Source organism: Kitasatospora sp. GP82 (genome assembly GCF_029892105.1).
In the GTDB taxonomy this organism is placed as follows: domain Bacteria; phylum Actinomycetota; class Actinomycetes; order Streptomycetales; family Streptomycetaceae; genus Kitasatospora.
Window position 1 is genome coordinate 68534 of the sequence record NZ_JARZAJ010000019.1, and the last position, 24589, is coordinate 93122.

General features: G+C 72.0%; 13 protein-coding genes. 12 read left to right on the plus strand and 1 reads right to left on the minus strand.

Annotation, left to right across the window (positions count from 1 at the left end; genetic code table 11):
• Window positions 1-13: 13 nt before the first annotated feature.
• Window positions 14-3256 carry a cytochrome P450 gene (locus tag P3T39_RS21390; RefSeq protein ID WP_280700074.1) on the minus strand — a complete coding sequence of 1081 codons (3243 nt, stop codon included), beginning with the start codon at window positions 3254-3256 and terminating at the stop codon, window positions 14-16.
• Window positions 3257-3456: 200 nt separating this feature from the next.
• Between P3T39_RS21390 and P3T39_RS21395 the strand changes: the two genes are divergently transcribed.
• The 12 genes from P3T39_RS21395 (at window position 3457) to P3T39_RS21450 (ending at window position 24585) form a co-directional block, all read left to right on the plus strand.
• Window positions 3457-4152, plus strand: coding sequence for a LuxR C-terminal-related transcriptional regulator (locus tag P3T39_RS21395; RefSeq protein WP_280700075.1), 696 nt, complete (start codon window positions 3457-3459; stop codon window positions 4150-4152).
• Between the two features lie 541 nt (window positions 4153-4693).
• Window positions 4694-5389 (plus strand): two-component system response regulator CseB, encoded by a 696-nt coding sequence (cseB, locus tag P3T39_RS21400; RefSeq protein WP_280700076.1) that lies wholly within the window; start codon window positions 4694-4696, stop codon window positions 5387-5389.
• A 5-nt stretch (window positions 5390-5394) separates the two neighbouring features.
• Window positions 5395-6657, plus strand: coding sequence for a HAMP domain-containing sensor histidine kinase (locus P3T39_RS21405; protein WP_280700077.1), 1263 nt, complete (start codon window positions 5395-5397; stop codon window positions 6655-6657).
• A gap of 145 nt (window positions 6658-6802) precedes the next feature.
• The gene (locus P3T39_RS21410; protein ID WP_280700156.1) at window positions 6803-7564 is read left to right on the plus strand and encodes an ABC transporter ATP-binding protein; all 762 of its coding nucleotides are present in this window, start codon (window positions 6803-6805) and stop codon (window positions 7562-7564) included.
• 126 nt (window positions 7565-7690) lie between these two features.
• Complete coding sequence (locus P3T39_RS21415) at window positions 7691-10258, plus strand: ABC transporter permease (protein ID WP_280700078.1); 2568 nt, start codon at window positions 7691-7693, stop codon at window positions 10256-10258.
• A gap of 237 nt (window positions 10259-10495) precedes the next feature.
• Window positions 10496-11167: a YcxB family protein gene (locus tag P3T39_RS21420; RefSeq protein WP_280700079.1), complete on the plus strand. Its 672-nt coding sequence runs from the start codon at window positions 10496-10498 to the stop codon at window positions 11165-11167.
• Between the two features lie 410 nt (window positions 11168-11577).
• Window positions 11578-13179 (plus strand): TIGR02677 family protein, encoded by a 1602-nt coding sequence (locus P3T39_RS21425; protein ID WP_280700080.1) that lies wholly within the window; start codon window positions 11578-11580, stop codon window positions 13177-13179.
• Window positions 13176-14456: a TIGR02678 family protein gene (locus P3T39_RS21430; RefSeq protein WP_280700081.1), complete on the plus strand. Its 1281-nt coding sequence runs from the start codon at window positions 13176-13178 to the stop codon at window positions 14454-14456. The genes P3T39_RS21425 and P3T39_RS21430 overlap by 4 nt, the downstream gene beginning before the upstream one ends.
• The gene (locus P3T39_RS21435; protein WP_280700082.1) at window positions 14453-18589 is read left to right on the plus strand and encodes a TIGR02680 family protein; all 4137 of its coding nucleotides are present in this window, start codon (window positions 14453-14455) and stop codon (window positions 18587-18589) included. The genes P3T39_RS21430 and P3T39_RS21435 overlap by 4 nt, the downstream gene beginning before the upstream one ends.
• A complete protein-coding gene (locus tag P3T39_RS21440) occupies window positions 18586-19839 on the plus strand; it encodes a TIGR02679 family protein (RefSeq protein ID WP_280700083.1) in 1254 nt (417 codons plus the stop codon). The genes P3T39_RS21435 and P3T39_RS21440 overlap by 4 nt, the downstream gene beginning before the upstream one ends.
• Window positions 19840-20440: 601 nt before the next feature.
• The gene (locus tag P3T39_RS21445) at window positions 20441-20731 is read left to right on the plus strand and encodes an STAS domain-containing protein (RefSeq protein WP_280700084.1); all 291 of its coding nucleotides are present in this window, start codon (window positions 20441-20443) and stop codon (window positions 20729-20731) included.
• Entirely contained in the window at window positions 20728-24585 is a 3858-nt protein-coding gene (locus P3T39_RS21450; RefSeq protein ID WP_280700085.1) for a HAMP domain-containing protein, read from the plus strand. Before P3T39_RS21445 ends, P3T39_RS21450 begins: the two co-directional genes overlap by 4 nt.
• The last annotated feature ends 4 nt before the right edge of the window (window positions 24586-24589 follow it).

Here is a 24589-nt window from a genome sequence, read left to right on the forward strand (position 1 = left end):
GCGCGGCGGTGGGTCAGCCGCTGTAGACGTCCTCGACGTACCGGCTCTGGTCCATCAGGGTCTGGAGCCAGTGCTGGGCCTCGGTGCGGTCGGCGCCTTGGGTCTGCCGCAGGTAGATGGCCTGGAAGGCCTCCCGGACGCCGGGCGCCATACGGGCGCCGTCGCCGCAGACGTGGACCCGGGCTCCCGCGTTCAGCAGCTCCCACACCTCGTCGGCTTCGGCGGTGATGCGGTCCTGCACGAAGCGCCGGCCGTCGACGGGGGTGTTGCTGAAGGCGGGGCGTAGGGAGACCGCCCCGGCCCGCTCGGCGGCATGCAGCTCGTCGGCGTGCAGGTAGTCGGCGTCGGGGGCGTCGCAGCCGAAGTAGCACAGCGCCGGGGCGAGCGGGGTGCCGCCGGCCAGGAGAGCGAGGCGGTCGGCGATGGCGGCGCGGAAGGGGGCGAGCCCGGTGCCGGCGGCGATCATGATGACCGGGGTGTCGGCGTTGCGGCCGACACGGAAGGCCTCGCGGCACGGCTGGATCCGGGCGAGCACGGTGTCGCCGGGTCGTACGGCGTTCAGGTAGCCGGAGCCGGTGCCCCGGAAGGCGCCGCGACCCGAACGGGCGGGTGCCTCCAGCAGGGAGACCATGAGGTCGACATGGTGCGGGTCGGCCGTCGGCGAGGAGGAGAGGGAGTAGTGGCGGGGCCTGATCGGGGGCAGCAGCTCCAGCAGCGTGGGCCAGGTCAGGGTCTCGCGCAGGGCGGGGTGGTCCTCGATGAGGTCCAGCAGGGTGCGCTGGTCGGCGGTGCGCGCGTCGGTGTTCTCGGCGAGGGCTCCGAGCGCGGCCCGCTCGGGCGGGCAGGGGTTGAGGGCGGCCAGGGTGGCCAGCTGCTCTGCGGTCGGGCGGTCCTGCAACTCGACGTGGCGGGTGAGTAGCTGGCGGACGGTCAGCGGCCGGTCGACGGGTATCCCGTCGCGGCGGGGGCGGTTGGGGGCGATGCTCAGGACGGTGTCGAGGTCGGCCTGGAGCAGGTGGGCGGCGCGCTCGACGAGGGCGGGGTCGTTGGCCGGCAGCACCGTGAGGTGGTCGGCCGTGCGGTAGGCCGTTCCCTCGGGCAGGGCGAGGCGGACCAGGCGCTTGACCCGTGAGTAATCCGGGTGGGTGAGGCCGGCGGTCTCGACGACCGTCATCGGCGTCGTGCCGTGCCAGGCGGCCAGGGCGTCGAGCGCGTCGCCGGTGACTTCGGTGACGGTGTAGGCGGGGCCGTCCTGCTCGTGCTGCGGCCCGGCGCCCGCGGTGGCGGGGTCGCCGTACTGCTCCAGCAGCGCGATGCGCAGCGCGGCGGTGAACGCCTTGACGCTGCCGGTCAGGTCGCCGGAGGCGTCGGCTTCCGCGCGGTCGAGGATGCGGGTGGCGCCGAGGGCGCTGAGCCGGTCGTCGACGAGGGTGGGGATGCGCTGGTAGGTGGCGGACCAGTTGCGGTCACCGACGCCGAGGACGGCGTAGCTGACGCCCTCGGCCGCACCGGCCTGGGCTTGCCGCAGCCAGTCCACGAACGCGGCCGCGTCGTCGGTGGGTTGGCCGTTGTACGAGGCGGTGATGATCACGACGGGCCGGTCGGTGGGCAGGGCGCCGCGGTGGGCGTCGAGCGGGGCGACGGCGGTGTCGCACCCCAGCTCCGCGGCGATGTCGGCGAGCCCGGTGGCGAAGTCGCGGCAGGTTCCGTAGTTGGAGCCGTGGAGGAGCAGCAGCCCGGTGCCCTGGCGTACCCGGGTGGGCAGGTCGGCGGTCTCGGCCGGGCCGCTGTCGGGCTGTGCGGCATTCGCGGTCGGCAGCGCGGCGCGGTTGGCGGCCCGGTCGGCGGGGGTGCGCGGGGCGAGGGTGAGGGTGAAGCCGTCCGGCTTGATGGTGAGCGACTGCTTCAGCTTCAGTTGGTAGTCGGCGTGGTCGATCAGCCGGTACCGGTGGATCAGTATGGCGAGCACCATGGTGGCCTCGTGCAGCGCGAACTGCCGCCCGATGCAGGCGCGTTCACCCGTGCCGAACGGCTTGAACGCGTGCGGGGAGCGCGCGGCGACGGCCTCCGGCGTGAAACGGGAGGGGTCGAACTGCTCGGGGTTGTCGCCCCACACCGGGTCGCGGTGGAGCATCGGGGTCATGGCCCTGACGCTCTGCCCGGCCCGCAGCGGAATGCGGCCGCCCAGGACGGTGTCCTGACGCGCCTCTCGCGCGAACCCGGGGGCGGTGGGCCACAGCCGCAGGGCCTCGTTCAGCACCTGCCGGGTGTAGCGCAGGCGGCCGACGTCCTCGAAGGTGGGCTCCGGGGCGGGGGAGTCGCCCCACATCTCGTCGACCTCGTGCTGCGCCAGGCGCAGCACCGTCGGGTTCTTGGCCAGGTAGTACAGGGCGAAGGCCAGGGCTCCCGAGGTGGTCTCGTGCCCGGCGATAAGGAAGGTGATGATCTGCTTGCGGACGTTCTCCGGGTCCAGGGTGGTGCCGTCGGAAGGATGCGTCTCGGTGAGCATCAGGTCCAGCAGGTCCTTCGGCCGGCCGGGTGCGGTGTCCGGCGCGGCGGTGCGGGCGGCGATGACCTCGTCGACCACCGAGGCCAGGTAGGCGGCGTCAACGCGCATCGCCTCGTCCTGCTCGCTGTAGTCGACCCCGGGGGTGCGGCCCATCGAGGTCATCGCCCAGTCCAGGCAGCGCACCATCGAGCTGACGAACGGGTGCGGCTCGTCGCGGTCGAAGGAGCCGAAGTCGAAGTCGAATCCGGCCAGTCCGATGGTGTCCAGCGTCATCCGCGTCATGTCGTCGGCCACCTCCACCGGACTCCCCGTGGCGGCCTGGCGGTCCCAGGACTCGATGAGCCGGCGTGCGACCTTCAGCATCACCGGGTGGTAGGTGCGCATCGACCCCAGACCGAAGGCGGGCATGAGGATGTCGTGGGCCTTCGCCCAGTTGGGCTCGTTGATGTGCGCGGTGAACAGTCCGTCACCCAGGAGCGGCCGCAGGTTCGCCACCCCGAGGCCGATGTTCTTGGTGAACCGCTGATCGTCGGCAAGCTCGGTGACGAGGTCCAGGCCGGAGACGAAGAGGTTGTCCTGGCCGTTCACACGCAGAGCGAAGACCGGGCCGAGGCGCCGGGCTGCTTCCATCAGCCCCAGGGTGGGCGTGCCGGTCGGGTCGACGGCGGAGATGTCGATGGCGGGGATGTCGATGGCGGGGATGGATTCGCCGCTCGACTGCTGCGGCGGGAGCAGGGTATCGGCCATGGGTGAACTGCCCTCCAGGATATGGGGTTTGCCGGGATGGCGCCGCCACGATGTCGGCGGCTGTCTCCACCGTCCCGCCCCGGGGGCACGTTGATCGCTCGTGTGGCTACATGATTTTGTAGTGGCCTCGGGCTCCTCGGACTGGCGAGTCTCGGCACCGTGGTGTAGGAGCAGCACGACGCGACAGACAGGAGCGCGTAATGGATCCCCAAGGACAGCAGGCAGGCTGGCTGCTGGCCGACGCCGCGATGTCCGATCGTGAGCGAGGTATCTTCTGGCGCAACCGACTCCTGATCCTGTTCGACCTCCTACCGCTGCCGACCGCCTTCTGCGAGACGGACGGCACCATTCGGGTGGTGAACCCCGCGATGGCCCTGGAATGGGGCGTCCTGCCCGGGCACCTGACCGGGCGCAACGCGCTGGCGCTCTTCCGGCTGACGACCGGTACCCAACTCCACCCGATCAACGAAGCGGTACGGCTGCGGCGCAGGTCGCGCTACCCGGTCAAGGTCTCCTGGTCCAGCGGAAGCGGCGCCGAACGCCATGGCGAGCTGATCATCGACGTGGTCACCGACCTGCCGGACGCGCCACCGAACCTCCTGCTGATCCTGCGCGTAGTGGACCAACCCGCCGCGCCCGCCCCCGGCCCGGAAGAGCGCACCCAGGTCAGCGCCGTGGAAGCGCGGATACTCGCCCTGGCCGCGGGCGGCTCCACGACCACCCAGATCGCCACGGCGGTGGGCCTGACCGCCGACGGGGTCAACTACCACTTCAGGCACCTGTCCCAGCGCTGGGGAACGACGAGCAGGACAGCACTGGTCGCCCGCGCCTACGCCACAGGCGTCCTCGCATCGGGGACCTGGCCCCCGGCCCCCGCGCACCGCTGGCCGCAGTAGCCGCCGTGCTCGGCCGCAGGCACTTCGGCCCGGCTGGGCGGAGGGCCTGCGAACAGCGCTGGATGCGGCTCTTCTTAAGCGGTCGGCTTCGGATGTCCTGCGGGGGTTGACTCCGGAGCCGATGTCGTGCCCCGGTGTCTGGTCAGGTGCCGTGATCCCGGAGCGCCGCGCTGCCCTGGGCGGGTTTTGTATCCGGTGGGTATCGGGGAGCGCTTGGTTGTCCATCGAATCAATGCGCCGGGCCACAGTGAAGGGAGGCCCGCAAGGTGTTGGAGTGCCATGGACCCGGCAGCTGCCCGGGCCGGTGCCACCTAATCTGACCTGGGGGTTCGCGGCTGGAGGAGGCTGTGGGGAGTGTGACGCGTGTCCGCTGTGTGACGCAGTTGTCGTGCGCGGTGTCTGCCGTATCGTTCCTTTCGGTCGCCGGCTGCGCGTGAGTTGAGTGCAGCCGGGACCGCTGTCTCACCTGGACCGTCCGAACAGGAGTCATCCGCCCGTGTCCTCGTCCGCCCCGGCTCCGGCCTCTCCGCGCCCTGTTCGCGTGTTGCTGGTGGAAGACGACGACCTGATGCGCCGGTCCTTCACCGTCGCTCTCGAGCGCTACGGCTACCGGATGAAGGCCGCGGCCGACGGGCTGGCGGGGCTGGAGCTCTTCCGCGACGAAAGCTTCGACCTGCTGGTTCTGGACGTGATGCTGCCTGGTCTGGACGGGATCGGCCTGTGCCGTAAAGTCCGGGAGACCAGCTTGGTGCCCGTTTTGATGATGTCCGCTCGCGGCGACGGGCTCGATGTCGTCGCCGGTCTGGAGGCCGGAGCGGACGACTACGTGGTCAAACCTGTGGACACCTACGTGCTCGTGGCACGCATCCGCTCGCTCCTGCGGCGGGCGACCTACGCGCCTGCCCCAGGACATGAGCGCGCCACAGGCGAGGGGCTGCCACCGTCCGACCGGGAGATGCTGGTCTTCGGGGACCTGACCATCGACACCGGCGGCCTGGAGGTGTCCGTCTCCGGAAGCCCGGTGGCGCTGACCCCGACCGAGCTGAAGCTGCTGTTGGAGTTCGCCGCCCACCCGGGCGTCGTGCTGGAGCGGCACACCCTGCTGCGCAACGTCTGGGAGTACGGCTGGGACGGCGACAGCCGGGTCGTGGACCTGTGTGTGCAACGGTTGCGCAGGAAGCTGGGCCGGGACCGGATCGAGACGGTCCGCGGCTTCGGCTACAAGCTCAGGCGCTGAGACCGGTGCGCCCCTTCCACCGGCTGCGGCCGGCCCGCGCGTCCCTGCGCTGGAAGATCGCCGCGCTGGCCGCCGCCACGGCTTGCCTGGTCGCGGGGGCGGTGGGCGTGCTGGTGCACGTGTGGACCGCGCAGGATATCCGCGACCGGGCCGAAGCACAGGCATTCAACGGCGTGTACTCGGCCATGGACGTCTACCGGCGCACCGGAACGCTGACAGGCGGTGCCGAGCTCGATCCGGCCGCGCTGCCCGCCGTACTGCGGCACCCGGCCGACGGCGACCGGCATACGGCCTACGACGGGCGCGTCGACGAAAACGTGGGGCCGAGCGTCTGGGCCGCCCAGCGGGTCGGCGGTCCAGGCAGCCGGGTGCTGGCCGTCCAGGTCAACATGAGTTCGGAGCTCTACGGGCTGCAACGGCTCGATGTGAGCATGGCGGTGTCCTCGCTGGTCGCGCTCGCGGCGGCCGTGCCCCTGGCGGCCTACGGGGCCGGGCTGCTCGGCCGTCGGCTTCGGCGGGTCTCCGAGACCGCGGGCCGGATCTCCGCCGGGGATCTGGACGCCCGAACGGGACCCACCAAGGGCCGCGACGAGGTGGCCGACATCGCCGCCACCGTCGACCTCATGGCCGACAGTCTCGGCCGACGGCTGCGCACCGAGCGCCAGTTCACCGCGGACGTGGCCCACGAGCTGCGCACCCCCGTCGGCGGTCTGCTGGCCGCCGCCGACCTGCTTCCGCCCGGTGAGACGGAGGATCTGCTCCGGGCCCGGGTGCGCGATCTGCGCGGCCTGGTCGAGGACTTGCTGGAGATCTCCCGGCTGGACGCGGGCGCCGAACAGCCGGTCCGTGCCCATGTGCCGCTCGGCGCGGTCGTCTCCGAGGCCGTGGCGCGCACCGGCCTCGACACCGAGGTCACCGTCGCCGACGCGCATCGCGCAGAGGCTGCCACGACCGTGGAGACCGACCCGCGCCGCCTCGAACGGATCGTCAGCAACCTCGTCGTCAACGCCCACCGGCACGGAGAGACCCCGGTGCAGGTCAGCGTCGAGGGCCATACGGTCGTCGTGCGCGACCACGGCCCCGGCTTCCCCCCGGACCTGCTGCTCGACGGCCCGCGCCGCTTCCACACGGGCGCGACGGAGCGCGGCACGGGCCACGGCCTGGGCCTGACCATCGCCCTGGGCCAGGCCCGGCTTCTCGGCGCCGAGCTGCGCCTGGACAACGCCCCGGACGGTGGCGCCGTCGCCACCCTGCACCTGCCGGCCTGACGCCCGGCCCCTACAGAACTGCTACGAAGCGGCGCGGACGCCGATACACGGCGGTCCAGACTCCGATACATTCCCCGGACACCCTTCGGACTGCACCCCTTGCGCACCCGAAGAGGAGTCCCCTGTGACCGCCGACCCCCTTGCCATGCACGCGCTGCACCCGACGACCGGGATCGCGGCCGCGACCACCGACCTGTCGAAGGTCTACGGCAGCGGCGACACTCGTGTCGTCGCCCTGGACCGTGTCAGCATCGCCTTCCGGGAGGGCGAGTTCACCGCGATCATGGGCCCCTCCGGCTGCGGCAAGTCCACCCTGATGCACTGCGCCGCCGGGCTCGACTCGGTCAGCTCCGGCTCCGTGCGCATCGGCACCACCGAACTGAGCACGCTCAACGACCGGCAGCTCACCCAGCTGCGCCGCGACCGGATCGGCTTCATCTTCCAGGCGTTCAACCTGCTGCCGACGCTGACCGCGCTGGAGAACATCACGCTTCCGCTGACCATCGCCGGACGCCGACCCGACCAGCAGTGGCTGGAGCACGTGGTCTCCATGGTCGGCCTCTCCCAGCGCCTTGACCACCGGCCCTCACAACTGTCCGGCGGGCAGCAGCAGCGCGTCGCGGTGGCCCGCGCCCTGGTCTCCCGCCCCGCGATCATCTTCGGCGACGAGCCCACCGGCAACCTCGACTCCCGCGCCGGGGCCGAGGTCCTCGGCTTCCTGCGCGACTCCGTACGCGGGCTGGGCCGGACCGTGGTCATGGTCACCCACGACCCTGTCGCCGCCGGCTACGCCGACCGCGTGGTCTTCCTCTCCGACGGCCGCCTGGTCGACGAGATGACACATCCCACCCCGGACCGGGTCCTGGACCGGATGAAGGCTTTCGACACCCGCTCACGCACCAGCTGACCCGCCCACACACCAGCGCCGAACCGGCCACCCGCTCGCATCCGTCGAGCCCGCCTCCCGGGCTCCGCGCAACGCGTGCCGCACATCTCCATCCCCCCGTACCTCTCAGACTCCCGAAAGCCCCCCATGCTGCGAACAGCTCTGCGCAACGTCCTGGCGCACAAGGCCCGTCTGGTCATGACCGTCCTCGCGGTCTGCCTGGGTGTCGCGTTCGTCTGCGGCACCCTCGTCTTCGCGGACTCCTCTGCCGCGGCCTACCGCGCCGCCGCGTCGAAGAACTTCGCGGACATCGCGGTCAGCGTGACCCCGAAGGAGCCCCCGCCAGGGGCAGCCGCGAACCAGCGCACCAGCGTGCTCGACGACGCGCTCGCGCGGAAACTGGCCGGCGTACCCGGTGTCACCGCCATGCGGCCGTCGGTCGACGGCTCGGCCACCTTGAACGCCGCTGACGGCAGCCCGCTGCGGGCCGGCAAGGCGTGGGCGAACCTGGCCGCCGCCTACGTACCCGGTGAGGACGGCAAGGACAGCCGCTATCCGCTGGTCAATGGCCACGCTCCCAGGAACGGCGAGGAACTCGCCGTGGACAGCGGCACCGCCGTCGCCGGCCGCTTGCACATCGGTGACACGGTCACGCTGGCCACCGACGGCCCGGTCATGACCAAGCGGCTCGTCGGCATCGTCACCACCACCGACACGCGGGTGACCGCCGGCGGCACCCTCGCCCTGTTCGACAAGACGACCGCCCAGCGGTTGTTCGCGTCGCCGGGCCACTACACCGGGATCGACCTGTCCGCCGCACCCGGCACCAGCCAGTTCGAGCTCTCCGACCGGGTCACCGCCGTACTCCCGGCCGACCGGGCCGAGGCCACCAGCGGCAGCGCCCAGGCCGCCCAGCAGGGCATCCTCGTCGACACCCTGACCCGGGGCTACGAGAAGCTGCCGCTGGTCTTCGCCGGGGTCTCGCTGTTCATCGGCTCGTTCCTCATCGTCAACACCTTCACCATGCTCGTCACCCAGCGCACCCGTGAGATCGCGCTGCTTCGGGCGATCGGCGCCTCGCGCCGCCAGGTGGTCCGCTCCATCCTCTGGGAGGCCCTCCTGGTCGGCCTCGCCGCATCAGCGGCCGGTTCCCTGCTCGGCCTCGGCATCGCCTCCGTACTGCCCGACGTTCTGAGCACCGGCGCGGACACGTTGCCCCACGGCCCCCTGGTGATCGGCCCACGCCCCATCGTGGCGGCACTCGGCGTGGGTGTGGGAGTCACCGTGCTCGCCGCGTGGCTGCCGTCCCGCAGGGCGGCGAAGGTCGCGCCCGTCGAGGCGATGCGCTCGGCCGAGCAGCCGCCCTCCACCACCCGATCCCGGATCCGCGGCGCGGTGGGGCTGGTCCTCCTCGTCCTCGGCGCCGGCCTGCTGATCTCGCTCACGGGGGCGAAGGACGCCTCGGAGGAGAACCTGCAAAGCGCGATGCTCGGCTGCGCCGTCCTCGTCATCGCCGTGATCGTGCTGGCGCCGCTGCTCGCCGCCCCCGTGATTTGGCTGACCGGACGACTGACCGGCCGCTTTTTCGGGATCACCGGCCACCTCGCACAGCAGAACGCGCTGCGCGACCCGCGGCGCACCGCGGCCACCGCCTCCGCCCTGATGATCAGCACGGCACTGGTCACCGGGCTCGCCGTCATCGGCAACTCCACCGGGCAGGCCCTCGACCACCAAGCCGCGGCCGGCCTCGGCGCCGACTACGTGATCAGCACCCGCACCCCCACAACCGGCATCGACCCGGCCGCCGGACAGCGGGTGGCCGACACACCCGGGGTGCGGACCGCGACTGCCGTCACGGACTCCACCCTGTTCATCGGCGGCCGTACCCAGCAGATCTCCGGCATCGACCCCGACACCGTGAACGCCGTCATCAAGCTCGACGTCGTCAGCGGCTCCCTGGCAGACCTCGGGCCGGGCCGGATCGCCGTCTCCAGCACCCTCGCCCGGGAACACGGCCTGAGCACGGGCGGCAGGATCAACGCCGGCATGGGCCGCAACCAGGGCTTCAAGCAGTACACCGTCGTGGCCGTCTACAAGGACAACCCCACCGCCCACGACGCGTTGGGCGCCCATACCGAGGTGCAGCAGAACGGCTTCATGCCCCGCTCCGTCCAGCGGATCCTCGTCCGCACCGACAGCGGCGCAGTTTCGAAGACCACCGAGGACCGGCTGCGCACCGCCGTGGGCAACAACCCGCTGCTGAAGGTGCAGGACCGACAGGAACTCGTCCGTGAGGCCGCCGGCACCATGAGCAACCTGCTCACCCTGATGTACGGGCTGCTCGCCATCGGCGTCGTGATCGCCTCGCTCGGCATCGTGAACACCCTGGCCATGTCGGTCGCCGAACGCACCCGCGAGATCGGCGTACTGCGCGCCATCGGCATGGACCGCCACGGCATCCGGCGGATGATCCGCCTGGAGTCGGTGACCGTCGCCGCGTTCGGCACACTGCTGGGCTTGGCAGGCGGGCTTTTCAGCGCCTGGGCGGTCGGCGCGCTGGCCAACGGCGCAATGGCTCAGTACTCCCTGGCGCTGCCCTGGGAGACGCTGCTCCTCATGTGCCTGGTGTCCCTCGCGATCGGCGCAGTCGCGGCCGCCGTCCCAGCCCGCCGGGCAGCCGCCCTTCGCCCGCTGGAAGCCGTCGCAGAGGCGTGACGCACGGCCTCCGGCCCGCCGCGCCACCGCCTCCAGCGCCCTCCCTGCCGCCCGAAAGCGTCCTGCCTTCGAGTTGGATGCTGCCCACCCCATGAGAGAGGACGCACCACCGGTGACCACTCCACCAGAGCCCCCGATCACCCCGAGCTGCGGGCGGAGGCCCGGCGCCCCGACTTCGAGGTCGGCGGCAACCGGACCGCGCAGGATCCCGGGGAAGTCCGGGTCGTCCTTCCACTCGTGCAGAACGTCGATCACCACCGCCCAGGACCGTGCGGCCTCGGCGTACTGACCCGCGTGGACGGCAAAGTGCACCAGAACCAGGTGTTTGTCGGCAAGCCAGCCCCACGACCGGAGGGCCCTGGGGACAGCGTTAGGGATACCAGGACCCTCATCCGGCCACTCGGCGGCCATCTTGCGTCGATGATGCGTCAGGAAGGCTTTGGCGGCTTGATGCTGTTCCTCGGTAGGCACCTGGGGAAGCGGGGGCGGCTGAGGCATCGGATAGTCATTGCCGGGGCGTGGTTCCTGCTGGCGCTGGTCTGCCTGACGGCGGGCGGTGTTTTCTTCGCGATCGCGGCGCTCATCTGCGGGTTGCTGCAGGTCCAGAACATCACGGTGGTCACCACGAAGCTCGCATCCCGAGCCGCGCAGCGCTCCGCCGGTCCGACGTCCGTCGTGATGAACGACGAGGAGTTGGTCATCCGTACGGAGTCCGGGGAGCTGCGGACCCCGTGGGCGTCGGTCGCCAAGGCGGTGGAGAATTCCCTGGCCTGGACGGTGCTGGTGAGGAGGCCGGGCGCCGCACCGGTGTCCGCGACCGTACTGAAAGCCGCTTTCACCGACTCTCAGGCGGCCGAGTTCAGGGCTGCGCTCTCACGGCTGACCAAGGCCGGGCTCAAGCGCCGGTAGACGGGGACCGCCGAAGTCCCTTCCGGTGTCCGGTAGCCGGAGCAGCACGCGTTCGGCCTCCGATCGGCTTCCCGTCCTGCCGGTTCCGTCGAAGGCCTGACGCGAGCTCAGAATCCCAGTCGCGGTGCCACCGCAGGCCGGTGTCCGGCCGAACCAGCAGCCGGAGGCGGCGGCTCAGGGAAACGGAGCGGCGGCAACGCTGCCGCCGCGCCCTGAGCCGACCGCACATGCTCAGCCGGGGGATCCCCACGACGTGCTCACGAGCGAGTCGCAGAGCGTCGTTCCCGCGGTCACGAGCACGCCTGCGGGCGGATCCGCGGCGTCGGCATGGTACGCGAGTGAAGGAGCCGGCCCGGGCGGATTCCGCGAAGCGCCGGAGCGCCTTCGCCCGTACGGCACAATAGGGCGCCATGACCAGCGTCGACGACCCGTGCGCGGCCTCACCGGTCGGCGCCGCCGCCCGGGAGAGCGGGCCGTACCAGCCCTTCACCCATCTCACCACGGAGCACTCCGCGCTCTACCGCCAGGTCATGGGAGTGTTCGTCCGGGCCAAGCAGGAGTTCACCGTCCATCTGCGCCCCGAGGACGTCCACCTCGGGCTGCCGCCGGAGGGCCGTCCGGCGCTGGAGCCGGTGGCGACGGCGCTGGAGCGGCTCGCCAGGTGGGGGAACCTGCGGGCCGACCCGGACACCAGCCGGGTCACCGCGCTGGAGGACTTCTACCGCTCCCGGCACATCTACCAGCTCACCCGCGCCGGCGAGGCTGCCGAGGAGGCCCTGGCGGCGTATGACGAGGCGCTCGGCAGGCGCGGCGAGCTGCAGGCGGTCGCGCTGGCGGACATCGCCGTGCAGCTGCGGGCGCTGCTGGCCCTGGCCGACCGGGGCGAACCGGATCCGGCGGTGGTGCATCTGGCGCTGCTCGCCCTGGTGGACCGCTTCTCCGGGCTGGCGGACAACGCACGGGCGTTCATGAACTCGCTGCAGCGGACGGTCGATCTGCACGAGGCAGAGGTGGAGGTGTTCCTCGCCTACAAGCAGCGGCTGATCGAGTACCTGGAGCGGTTCATCGAGGACCTGGTCACCCGGGGTGCCGAAATCGCCGGGCTGCTGGAGGAGTTGGGTGCTTCTCCCGGTGGGCTGGTCGAGCCGTTGCTGCGGCTTGCCGCCGAGCGTGAGGCGTCCGATGCGGCACCGGATGCCGCCGCCGAGGCGCTGGCCGCCGCCGAGCGCCGCTGGCACGGCCGCTGGGACGGGCTGCGGGCCTGGTTCCTGAGCGTCCCGGGCCGCAACTCCCAGGCCAAGCTGCTGCGTTCCGCCGCCCGCCAGGCGGTTCCCCAGCTGCTCGCCGTCGTGCAGGCGTTGAACGAGCGCCGGGCCGGTCGTTCGGACCGTTCGGCCGACTTCCGGGAGCTGGCCCGCTGGTTCGCCGAGGCGCCGGACGAAGATGCCCGGCACCGGCTCTGGCGATCCGCGTTCGGACTGCATTCCTCCCGGCATCTGACGGTCGATCAGGAGGCGCTGGCCGAGCGGGAGGCCGACCCGGTGCCCGCCTCCGCGTCGTGGTACGACGCGCCGGGAGTGCGGATCAGCCCGCAGCTGCGCCGTACCGGCTCGTACGAGCGGCGCGGCCGGGCCCGGGCCGTTCAGGACCGCAGCGAGGCCAGGACGTACCTGGCCGAACTGGCCCGCAAACAGGCCGAGCAGACGGCGGCGGCGCGTGCGCGGCTGGCCACCCGGGGTGAGGTGCGGCTCAGCGAGCTGGGCGAGCTGGACCGGGATGCCTTCCGGCTGTTCCTGCTGCTCCTCGGTGACGCGCTGTCCGCCTGGCGGCCGGGCATGGACTCGGTCGCTGCCACCACCAACGACGGAACGATGGAGATCAGGCTGACGGGGCTGCGTGGCGGCGGAATCTCCGAGATCCACACCGTCGACGGCATCCTGTGGGGTCCCGAGCATCTGGTCGAGATCATCGACCTGGCGGCCGAGCGCGAGTCCGGGGGGAGCGGACGATGAACGACAACCGCTTGGGCGATGCGCTTGCCGCGCAGCGGGCCGACGAGGTCCGCCGGGCGGCCCGGGCACTGCTGCGTCGGCCCCTGCTGCGAGCAGGTACTGACGACTTCCGCCTGGTCCGGCAGCACGCGACCGAACTGCGGACGTGGTTCGAGCGCAACACCGGCTGGGCCCTGCTGGTGGACTCCCAAGTGGCCCGGCTGCGCCGGATCCCCGGCCGGGACACCGATCCGACCCACCCGGCGCGCGACCAGCGCACCGGGCAGCCGTTCTCCCGGCGCCGCTATGTCCTGGTCTGCCTGTGCCTGGCCGTGCTCGAACGCGCCGAGCAGCAGATCGCGCTGGGCCGGCTGGCGGAGCAGGTGGTGCTGGCGGCGGCGGACCCGGCACTCGACGCGGCCGGCGTCGCCCGCGGCGGAGCTGCCAGTCAGCCCTTCACGCTCGCCGACCGCGAGCAGCGCACTGACCTGGTGGCCGTGGTCCGGCTGCTGCTCGGCTGGGGGGTGCTGGCCAAGGTCGCGGGCGACGAGGACGCCTTCCTCAAGTCGGCCGGTGACGCCCTGTACGACGTGGACCGCCGGGTGCTGGCCGGGCTGCTGGTGGCCCGGCGGGGCCCCAGCACCGTCCGTACGGGCGGCTTCGAGCAGCGCCTGGCCGAGCTCAACGCCGAGGTGCTGCCGGACAGCGACGAGTTGCGCAACCGGGCGCTGCGGCACACCCTGACCCGGCGCCTGCTGGACGACCCGGTGCTGTACGTGGACGAGCTGTCCGAGGCCGAGGCCGCCTATCTCACCTCCCAGCGAGGCGCGCTGACCCGCCGGATCGCCGAACTCACCGGTCTGGTGCCGGAGGTGAGGGCCGAGGGCGTGGCGATGGTCGACCCCGACGACGACCTGACGGACCTGCGGATGCCGGAGTCGGGCACCGACGGCCATGTGGCGCTGCTGGCGGCCGAGTACCTGGCCGGCAGAGGCGGCACCGTCCCGCTGACCGAGCTGCACCGCCAGGTGGCGGGCTGGGCGCTGGACCACGCGGGTTTCTGGCGCCGCAGCGCCACCGTCTCCGGCGCCGAGACGGAGTTGGCCGAACAGGCCGTGGAACGGCTGGTGGCCCTCGGGCTGCTGGAGCGCACGGTGGACGCCGATGGCGCCGCGGCGGTCCGTCCCCGTCCGGCACTGGACCGCTACCGGGTGGGCGAGACCGTCCTGCTGGAGCCCGGCCAGAGCGCCCCCAAGAAGAAGACCACCGTGAACCGCAAGAAGGGCAGGACGCGATGAACACCGCTGTCGAGACGCTGCTGCCGGCGCCGGGCCGTACCCGCTGGCAGCCGCTGCGGGTGGGACTCGTCGACCTCTTCTACTACGACGTCGAGGAGTTCCACTTCCGCGACGGCCGTCTGCTGTTCCGGGGCAACAACGGCACCGGCAAGTCCAAGGTGCTCGCCCTGACCCTGCCGTTCCTGCTGGACGGCGACCTCTCCCCGCACCGGGTCGAGCCGGACGCCGACCCGAAGAAGCGGATGGAGTGGAACCTGCTGCTCGGCGGCGAGCACCCGCATCCCGAGCGCCTGGGCTACACCTGGATCGAGTTCGGCCGCCTGGACGAGGACGGCACGGCCCACTACACCACCCTCGGCTGCGGTCTGAAAGCGGTCAGCGGCCGGGGCATCGCCCGGCACTGGTACTTCGTCACCGACCGCCGCATCGGCGCCGACCCGGCCGACGGCGGCCTGAAGCTGCTGGACTCCACCGGAGCCGCGATCACCCGGGACCGCCTCGCGGAGGCGCTGGACGGCCGCGGGTTGGTGTACGACTCCGCGCGGGCGTACCGGCGGGCGGTGGACGAGGCGCTGTTCGGCCTCGGCGAGCAGCGGTACGCCGCCCTGGTGGACCTGCTGGTGCAGCTACGCCAGCCGCAGCTGTCCAAGCGGCCCAGCGAGAAGGCGCTCTCCCAGGCGCTGACCGAGTCACTGCCGCCGATGGACCAGGCGGTGGTCGCCGACGTCGCCGAGGCGTTCCGCTCGCTGGACGAGGAGAAGGAGCAGTTGGCAGTGATGGTGGCCGCCGAGCGCGCCGCCACCGGTTTCCTCCAGCACTACCGCCGCTACGCCCAGGTCGCTGCCCGGCGCAAGGCCCGCGCACCGCGCGCACAGCACTCCCGGTACGAGACGCTGCGCACCGAACTGAACACCGCCGAGGAGGAGTTCGAGGCGGCCGGTACCGCCCTGGCCGAGGCCGGGGCCAGGCTGGAGGAGCTGGACGAGCGGCGCAGCGGCCTGCGGGCCCGGGACGAGGCGCTGCGGGCCGGCCCCGGGATGCGCAGCGCCCGCGAGCTGGAGCAGGCCGCAGACCTGGCCGAGCGCACCGCCCGGGACGCCGAACGCGCCGAGGCCGACCGTACCCGCGCCGAAGGCGAGCTGGCCAGGTACGTCGCCCGGCTCGGCGCCGCGCGCTCCCGCACCGAGGCCGCCGAACGGGCCCAGGACACCGCGCTGACCCGCGCTGCCGAGGCGGCGGCCGCCGCCCGGCTGGAGGGCGAACACGCCGACCGGATCGCCTGCCCGCTCACCGGCGGTGACACTCCGGAGGCCGCACAGCGGTCCGCCACCGAGCTGACGGACCGTCGGCAGCGCTCGGTCGCCCTCGCCGAGCAGCAGCTGGCCGCCGCCCAGGAGGCGGCGCGGGAGCTGGCCCGGGCCCGCCGCCGCGAGGAGGACGCGGACGCGGAGCTGGCCCACCGGGCCGAGCTGCGCGCCGAGGCCGAGGAGAGCGCGACCAGGGCGGGCGAGGGCTATCTCGCAGCCGTCCGCACGCACTTCGCGGCCTGCACCCAGCTGCGTCCGGCCGCCCCGGAGGGGGTGCTCGACGAGCTCGCCGAGTGGGTCGGCACGCTGGCCGGTGCTGATCCGGCCCGCGCGGCCGCGCAGCAGGCCGCCTCAGCCGCCGGCACCGAACTCGCCCGGCGCCGCGCGGCGCTGGAGGCCGAGGAGCGGGGGATCCGGCAGCGGGCGGACGGGCTGCGGGCCGAGCTGGCCGGACTCCGAGCCGGCGGGCAGCGCGGGCCGGGCACCCCGCACACCCGGTCCGCCGAAGCCCGGCACGGCCGACCTGGCGCCCCGCTCTGGCGCTTGGTCGACTTCACCGCCGAGACGTCTCTGACGCAACGTCAACAAGCCGGGATGGAAGCCGCCCTGGAGGCATCTGGGCTGCTTGACGCCTGGGTCGGCCCGAACGGCGCGGTGATGTCCGCCGATACCTGGGACACCCTCGTCACCGTCGGCGCACCGGTGGACGGCCCGTCACTGGCCGGCCTCCTGCGCCCGGCGGTGGACCGCGCCGACCCCGCTGCGGCAGCCGTGCCGGATGAGCTGGTGTCCCGGCTGCTGGCCGGAATCGGCCTGGTCGGCCCGGACGACGAACTCCCGGGCGCCGGCAGCTGGATCGGCCTCGACGGCCGGTTCCGCCTCGGCGTGCTCACCGGCACCTGGTCCAAGCCGGCCGCCGAGTACCTCGGCGAGGGCGCCCGCGAACAGGCCCGACGCATTCGGATCGACGCCATCGAGGCCGAACTCGCCTTGCTCTCACAGCAGATGGACGAGCTGGCGGCCCAGGCCGAGGCCCTGGAGGCCGACGTACGCACGCTGGCGGCGGAACAGGCCGCCCTGCCGGACGACTCCGCCCTGCGCGCCGCCCACGCCGCCGTGTCGGCCGCCCACCGGGAGCACGGCCGAGCCACCGGCCGCCGCGAGACCGCCGACCGCGAGACCACCCGGGCCGCCGCCTTCGCCGACCAGGCTGCCACCGAACTGCACAGTCTCACCGAAGAGTTGGGGCTGCCAGCCACCGCCGCAGGCCTGCGCGAAGTACGCGAGGCCCTGGGCTCCTACCGCGAGGCGCTGGCAGCGCTCTGGCCCGCCGTACGCGAGATGCGCGCCGCCCGGGCGGCGCTGACCACCGAGGAGTCCGACCACGCCCGCGCCGCCGAGCACGCCGCCGAACTGGAGATGCGCGCCCGCACGGCAGCCCGGGAGGCCGTCGCCGCCGGCGAGCGCCATGAGACGCTCGCCGCGACCGTCGGCGCCGCCGTCGCCGAGCTGCAACGCCGGCTCGCCGAGGTGGTCGCCGCCTTGCGCGACTGCGAGGAGACCGAGCGCGCCACCCGCCGAGAGCAGAACGCCGCCACCGGCCGCCAGGCAGCCGCCGACGCCCTGCGCACCCGGGTGAGCACCGAGATCGAGGACACCGCACGGACTCGCGCCGAGGCGATCGACGCGCTGCGCCGCTTCGCCGCCACCGGACTGCTCGCCGTCGCCCTCCCCGACCTCGGACACCCGTCGGAATCCTGGGCACCCGAGCCGGCCGTCCGCCTCGCTCGCGCCATCGAGCGCGAGCTGGAGTCCGTCGACGACTCCGACCCCGCCTGGGAACGCGTCCAGCGAAGGATCACCGAGGAGCTCAAGGACCTCTCCGACGCCCTCGCCCGGCACGGCCACACGGCGGCCGCCCGGATGCTGGAGGACGGCCTGGTCGTCGACATCGTCTTCCAGGGCCGGGAGCGATCCGTCCCCGAGCTGGCCGCCGCCCTCGCCGACGAGGTCGCCGACCGCCAGCAGCTGCTCTCCGCCCGCGAGCAGGAGATCCTGGAGAACCATCTGATCACCGAAGTGGCCGGCACCCTCCAGGAGCTGGTCAGCGCGGCTGAGCACCAGGTGCTGCGGATGAACGAGGAGCTGAAGGACCGCCCGACCAGCACCGGCATGCTGCTGCGGCTGGTCTGGCGGCCGGCCCGCAACGCCCCCGGCGGGCTGGCCGCCGCCCGCGACCGCCTGCTGCGCCAATCCTCCGACGCCTGGACGGCCGCCGACCGCGCCGCCCTCGGCGAGTTCCTCCAGGCGCAGATCGACCGGGCCCGCACCGACAATCCGTCCGGGACCTGGCTGGAACACCTCACCACTGCCCTGGACTACCGCTCTTGGCACGAGTTCGGCATCGAGCGTCACCAGCACGGGAAGTGGCAGTCCGCCACCGGCCCTGCCTCCGGCGGCGAGCGCGTGCTCTCCGTCTCCTTGCCGCTGTTCGCCGCCGCCTCCTCGCACTACGCCTCGGCGGGCAACCCGCACGCACCACGGCTGGTCACCCTGGACGAGGCCTTCGCCGGTGTGGATGACGACTCCCGGGCCAAGTCCCTCGGCCTGCTCGCCGCCTTCGACCTGGACGTGGTGATGACCTCCGAACGCGAATGGGGCTGCTACCCGCAGGTCCCGGGCCTGGCCATCGCTCAGCTCTCCCGGGTCGACGAGATCGCGGCCGTGCTCGTTACCCGCTGGGAGTGGGACGGTCACCACCGCACGCGGATCGAGGAACCTGCCGCGGCGATGCCGTCCCAGCGCCAGGGCGACCTGTTCGAGTGAGCCCGGACATTACCCGCCTGCGCCGCCTGCTCGGCGGACCCGACCTCGCCTGGCTGGTGGAGCGGGTCCGCCGACGCTTGGAGACCGGGCAGTCGCTCGACGACACGGTCACCCGGACGGCAGCCGACGACGCCGAACGCGCGGCCGTCGCCGGACTGCTGGGCCGCGCGCCGCGCCCCGGCCGTTCACTGTCCGTCTCCCTGTCGGCGGTGGACCAGGTACTCCGGGCCAGCGGCGCCAGCCCGGACGGACTCGCCGCCGCCGTCGTCGCGCTCACCGGGCCGGTCACACCCCGCCGGGAGGCGGCCGACCAACTGGCCCTGGCCTGGCAGCGCGCGTTCGCCCCACTCTCCGACGCCGTGGCCGTACGGCCCGGACTCCAGGACTGGTACGCCTCACTGCACGCCGCCGGCCTGGTCCGCCGCCTGGCCCGGACTCCGGAAGAAGCGGCGCCGCTCCTCGCCACCCTCGCCCGGCTGCTCACCCGGCTCCCGGTCTCACCCCCGTGCTCGCTCAGCACCTTCGCCGCCGAGCACACCGGCCACGCCCACGCCCTCGACCAGGGGCCACTGGCGACCCTCACCCTTGACGCCATCAGAGCCCTCACCGGCACGCCGCCCGGCACCGGCGCCCAGGCCCGCCGCGACACCTGGGCCGCCGCCGGCCTGCTCCTCGACGAGATCTCCTCCCAGGTCCTCACCCTCAACCTGCCCGGCGACCATGACACCGCCACCGGCCGCGCCCTGACCGCCCTTGGATCGGTCGGCCAGCCCGCAGTGCTGACGCTTCGTCAGCTCATCCGGGACGCGCCCCGCCCACCCCGTGGTGGCACTGCGTACGTCTGCGAGAACCCCGCGGTCGTCCTCGCCGCCGCCGACCGCCTCGGCCCCTTCAGCGCACCGCTGATCTGCCTCCAGGGCCAGCCCAGCAGCGCAGCCCTGCACCTGCTCCGCCGCTACGCCGACATCGGATGGACCCTGCACTACCACGGCGACTTCGATTGGGGCGGCATCCGCATCGCCACCCGCCTGCTCGCCAACGTGCCATGGACCCCGTGGCACTACACCGCGTCCGACTACCGCGCGGCCCTTGCCAAGTACCCGGACACCGCGGCGCTCACCGGCGTCCCCGCCGCGACACCCTGGGACCTCCCGCTCGCCAGTGCCCTCCACGAAGCCGGCCGCCGTATCGAGGAGGAACTGGTCCTGGACCAGCTCCTCGCCGATCTGGCCCCGCCGCCCAGCCCTTGATGTGCTCCCCTCCGGCTGGGCAACTCGTGGACGATCAGCACCTACGGCACGCAGATCGCCCAAACCCGCGAACTCCGTGGAGAGGCAGGCCGGTCCACTCTCCTTGCTGCCTGGCCGCACGGCGCCTTCCCGGGAAGCCAGAAGCGATGGAGCCGGCATGGCACCGGAGTTCTCCAGCATCGAGGAGTGACTCGGCCGGGCCCGCAACACCTATCGCTACCACGACGTCCTCGCCGAGGTCGGCGGCTCCGCCCGGACCCCGGAGCGGGACACGCTGCGGTGGGTGCGGTTCTGCGCGCGTACGACCAGCTGCCCAGAACACGGAGCGCCGGGTGCAGAGCACCCGCGAGGCCTGGTACGCCCTCGACCAGGCGATCGAACAGCGAGGCTGGCCCGACCGGATGCGCGACCCGTACGCGTAGCTGCGGTGAGCAGGTAATTCGTGCGATCACCCTGCGCTCACCATGGCATTCGATCCTTGGAAGGTCGCTCTCGGCGGGGCGTCCGAGGGGTTGGCTGCGACGCGATGCCGTCTGTGCGTGCAGGCGGGTCGCCGCTCTATCGTGGAAGAGCGTGAACCCCGACGGGAGGAGCGCAGCCGATGGATCCGGACACTGCAAACGCGGACCAGCTCACCGTCTCGATTCGGCTGTGGGCAGGCGGGACCGTGCTCCGGCCCGAGGGCGAACTCGATCACGACAGCGCCGCTCCACTGGCCGAGGCCCTCGAGGCGGCGCTGCCGACGCCTCCGGGCCAGGTGGTGACCGACTGCTCGGGCCTCGGATTCTGCGACTCGACCGCTCTCAACCTCCGGCAGAACCGGAGACCGTGGTGGTCGAGCCACGGGGAGCGGTGCGCCGATGCAGCGAGGTCACCCGAGGCCCGAGGATGAACGAGCGCTCCAAGCCAGTCGCCGTTCGAGGGTCGGGCCGCGGTCCGCAGGCCCTGTCCGAGGCCGGCCTGCGGCAACTCCTGACCGGACTGACCGCTGTGCGCGGCGGAGACTTCGGCATCCGCTTGCCGCAGCGCCCGGGGCTGCTCGGTGAGATCGCCATTGTCTTCAACGACATGGCCGACCAGTTGTCCCGGCTGAACTCCGAGGTGACCCGGGTGGCGCGCGAGGTCGGTACCGAGGGCCGGCTCGGCGGCCAGGCCGAGGTACCGCAAGCCTCCGGAACCTGGCGGGACCTGACCGACTCGGTCAACGCGATGGCGGGCAACCTCACTGCGCAGGTCCGCAACATCGCCCAGGTCACCACGGCGGTCGCCAAGGGCGATCTGACGCAGAAGATCGAGGTCGACGCCCAAGGCGAGATCCTGGAGCTGAAGAACACCGTCAACACGATGGTGGACCAGCTGTCCGCCTTCGCCGGCGAGGTGACCCGGGTGGCGCGCGAGGTGGGCACCGAGGGCCGGCTCGGCGGCCAGGCCGAGGTCGAGGGCGTCTCCGGGACCTGGCGCGATCTCACTGACTCGGTGAACTTCATGGCGGGCAACCTCACTGCGGAGGTCCGCTCGATCGCCCAGGTCGCGACGGCGGTCGCCGAGGGCGATCTGACGCAGAAGATCGAGGTCGACGCACGCGGCGAGATCCTCACCCTGAAGAGCACCATCAACACGATGGTCGACCAGCTGTCAGCCTTCGCCGGCGAGGTGACCCGGGTCGCCCGCGAGGTCGGTACCGAGGGAAATCTGGGCGGTCAGGCCACCGTACGAGGTGTCTCGGGCACCTGGAAGGACCTCACCGACAACGTCAACGTGATGGCGTCCAACCTGACCAGTCAGGTCCGGTCCATCTCCCAGGTGGTCACCGCGGTGGCCAGGGGCGACCTCTCGCAGAAGATCACCGTCGAGACCAAGGGAGAGGTCGCCGCCCTGGCCGGGGCGATCAACACCATGGTGGACACCCTCTCCGCGTTCGCCGACGAGGTCACCCGGGTCGCCCGAGAGGTGGGCACCGAGGGCATGCTGGGCGGCCAGGCCCGCGTCCCGAACGTGGCCGGCACCTGGAAGGACCTGACGGACAACGTCAACTCGATGGCGAACAACCTCACCAACCAGGTCCGCAACATCGCCCAGGTCACCACCGCTGTCGCGCAGGGCGATCTGACCCGCAAGATCGACGTCGACGCACGCGGCGAGATCCTGGCGCTCAAGACGACCATCAACACCATGGTCGACCAGCTGTCCTCGTTCGCAGCCGAGGTCACCCGCGTCGCCCGCGAGGTCGGCAGCCAGGGCCGGCTCGGCGGCCAGGCCGAGGTCGAGGGCGTCTCCGGCACCTGGAAGCGATTGACCGAGAACGTCAACGAGCTGGCCGGGAACCTCACCCGACAGGTGCGCGCCATCGCCGAGGTGACCAGCGCCGTCGCCGAGGGCGACCTCACCCGCTCCATCACCGTCGACGCCTCCGGTGAGGTCGCCGACCTCAAGGACAACATCAACGCCATGGTGGAGTCGCTGCGCGAGACCACCCGGGCCAACCAGGAACAAGACTGGCTGAAGACCAACCTGGCCCGCCTCACCGGCCTGATCCAGGGCCACCGCGAACTCGCCGCCGTGGCCGAACTGATCATGGACGAGCTCACCCCGCTGCTCTGGGCCCAGTACGGAGCCTTCTACCTCGCCGAGGAGAGCGCCGACGGCACCGAGCTCGTCCTGATCACTTCCTACGGCCGCTCGAACGTCACCGGACCCGAACGGATCGGACTCGGGCAGTCGCTGGTCGGCCAGGCCGCTCGTAGCCGCCGCATCATCACGGTCCAGGACCTTCCGTCCGGCTACGCCACGATCTCCTCCAGCCTCGGCCACGCTGCCCCCCGCGAGCTGATCGTGCTGCCGATCGTGGTCGAGGACCAGCTGCTCGGCGTGGTCGAGCTGGCCGCACTGCACTCGTTCTCCCAGCTGCACCGTGACTTCCTGGAGCGCTTCGCCGAGGCGGTCGGCGCCAACCTCAGCACTCTGCTCGCCAATGCCCGCACCGACGAACTGCTGGAGGAGTCCCAGCGGCTCACCGCCGAACTGCGCGCCCGCTCCGAGGAGTTGCAGAGAGGGCAGGAGGAGTTGCGCCGTTCTAACGCCGAACTGGAGGACAAGGCCGACCTGTTGGCCGCGCAGAACCGGGACATCGAGGCGAAGAACCTGGAGATCGAGCACGCCCGCCACGAACTGGAGGCCAGGGCCCAGCAGTTGACCCGAGCTTCGATGTACAAGTCCGAGTTCCTGGCGAACATGAGTCACGAGCTGCGCACCCCGCTCAACAGTCTGCTGATCCTCGCCCAACTGCTCGCCCAGAACCCGGCGGGCAATCTGACGTCCAAACAGGTCGAGTACGCGGAGGTGATCCGCTCGGCCGGCTCGGACCTGCTGCAGCTGATCAATGACATCCTCGACCTGTCGAAGGTCGAAGCGGGCAAGATGGACATCACCGTCGAACACTTCCCGCTGAGCGAACTGCTGGAGTACGTCCGGTCCACCTTCCGCCCGCTGGCAGGGCAGAAGAACCTGGAGTTCGAGGTGATCACCGGACCCGAGGTTCCGGAGGAACTGGTCACCGACCAGGCCAGGCTGCGGCAGGTCCTGCGCAATCTGCTCTCCAACGCGGTCAAGTTCACCGACCGCGGCCGGGTGGAACTGCGGATCGAGCCCACCGCTGCGGACGAACTTCCCGAGGAGCTGCACGGAACGGCCGGAGTCCTGGCCTTCCGGGTTGCCGACACCGGCATCGGCATCGCCGAGCAGCACCTCGAATCCATCTTCGGTGCCTTCCAGCAGGCGGACGGAACCACGGGCCGCACCCACGGGGGGACCGGCCTCGGGCTTTCCATCAGCCGTGAGCTCGCACATCTGCTCGGCGGTGTCATCACCACCCGCAGCACCGTCGGCGAGGGCAGCTGCTTCACCCTGCACCTGCCCGTGGGCGCAGGCCCGCAGGAGACGAAGCCCCCCGCCCCGGAGCGGCCCGAACCACTCGGGTTGCTGGTCGTCGAGGCCGACCCACCCGGGCTGCTCAGCCTGCTCGCCGAGAGCGGCACGGCCGGCCGCGACGCCACCCGCGTCCGCAGCATCGGCGAGGTGGACGAAGCCCTCACCGCTCTTGAGGCGGGCAGGTTCCGCTGCCTGGTCCTGGACCTCGCCCTGCCCGACGACGGCGCGCGTCGGCTGCTGGCCGCCCTGGAGGACCGCGGCCTGGACGTCCCCGTGCTCGGCTACCTCAGCGGGCCCGGTGAGCAGGCCCGCGCGTTCCACACCGAGCGGCTCGACGTCGTACCGGGACTGGACGAGCTGCGCGAACGGATCGTCCAGGCGGTCGGCACCGAACGGCACGCGGACTCCGACCGGCTCGTGCCGCCCGCCACCGCCGACGGCCCGCTGGCCGGCCGGACCGTCCTCGTCGTCGACGACGACTCCCGTACCGTCTACGCCATCACCGGCTTCCTGGAATTGCATGGCATGCGGGTCCTGCACGCCGGAAGCGGTCGGCGCGGCCTGGAACTGCTGCGCGCCAACCCGGACACCAGCCTGATTCTGATGGACCTCATGATGCCCGAACTCGACGGCTACGCCGCGATGGCGGCGATCCGGGACATGGCCGAGTTCTCGGCGATCCCGATCATCGCGGTGACCGCCAAGGCGATGCCCGGCGACCGCGCCAAAAGCATCGCCGCAGGCGCCAACGACCATGTCACCAAACCCGTCGACACCGAGTACCTGATCAGCCGGATCCGGCGATGGCTGGACCGGTGACGGC

Excerpts from the sequence above, each read along its gene's own strand:
- P3T39_RS21445 (WP_280700084.1), top strand. The coding sequence starts at position 20,441 with ATGGATCCGGACACTGCAAACGCGGACCAGCTCACCGTCTCGATTCGG.
- P3T39_RS21450 (WP_280700085.1), top strand. The coding sequence starts at position 20,728 with ATGAACGAGCGCTCCAAGCCAGTCGCCGTTCGAGGGTCGGGCCGCGGT.
- P3T39_RS21435 (WP_280700082.1), top strand. The coding sequence starts at position 14,453 with ATGAACACCGCTGTCGAGACGCTGCTGCCGGCGCCGGGCCGTACCCGC.
- P3T39_RS21390 (WP_280700074.1), bottom strand. The coding sequence starts at position 3,256 with ATGGCCGATACCCTGCTCCCGCCGCAGCAGTCGAGCGGCGAATCCATC.
- P3T39_RS21415 (WP_280700078.1), top strand. The coding sequence starts at position 7,691 with ATGCTGCGAACAGCTCTGCGCAACGTCCTGGCGCACAAGGCCCGTCTG.
- P3T39_RS21395 (WP_280700075.1), top strand. The coding sequence starts at position 3,457 with ATGGATCCCCAAGGACAGCAGGCAGGCTGGCTGCTGGCCGACGCCGCG.
- P3T39_RS21410 (WP_280700156.1), top strand. The coding sequence starts at position 6,803 with ATGCACGCGCTGCACCCGACGACCGGGATCGCGGCCGCGACCACCGAC.
- P3T39_RS21425 (WP_280700080.1), top strand. The coding sequence starts at position 11,578 with ATGACCAGCGTCGACGACCCGTGCGCGGCCTCACCGGTCGGCGCCGCC.
- P3T39_RS21430 (WP_280700081.1), top strand. The coding sequence starts at position 13,176 with ATGAACGACAACCGCTTGGGCGATGCGCTTGCCGCGCAGCGGGCCGAC.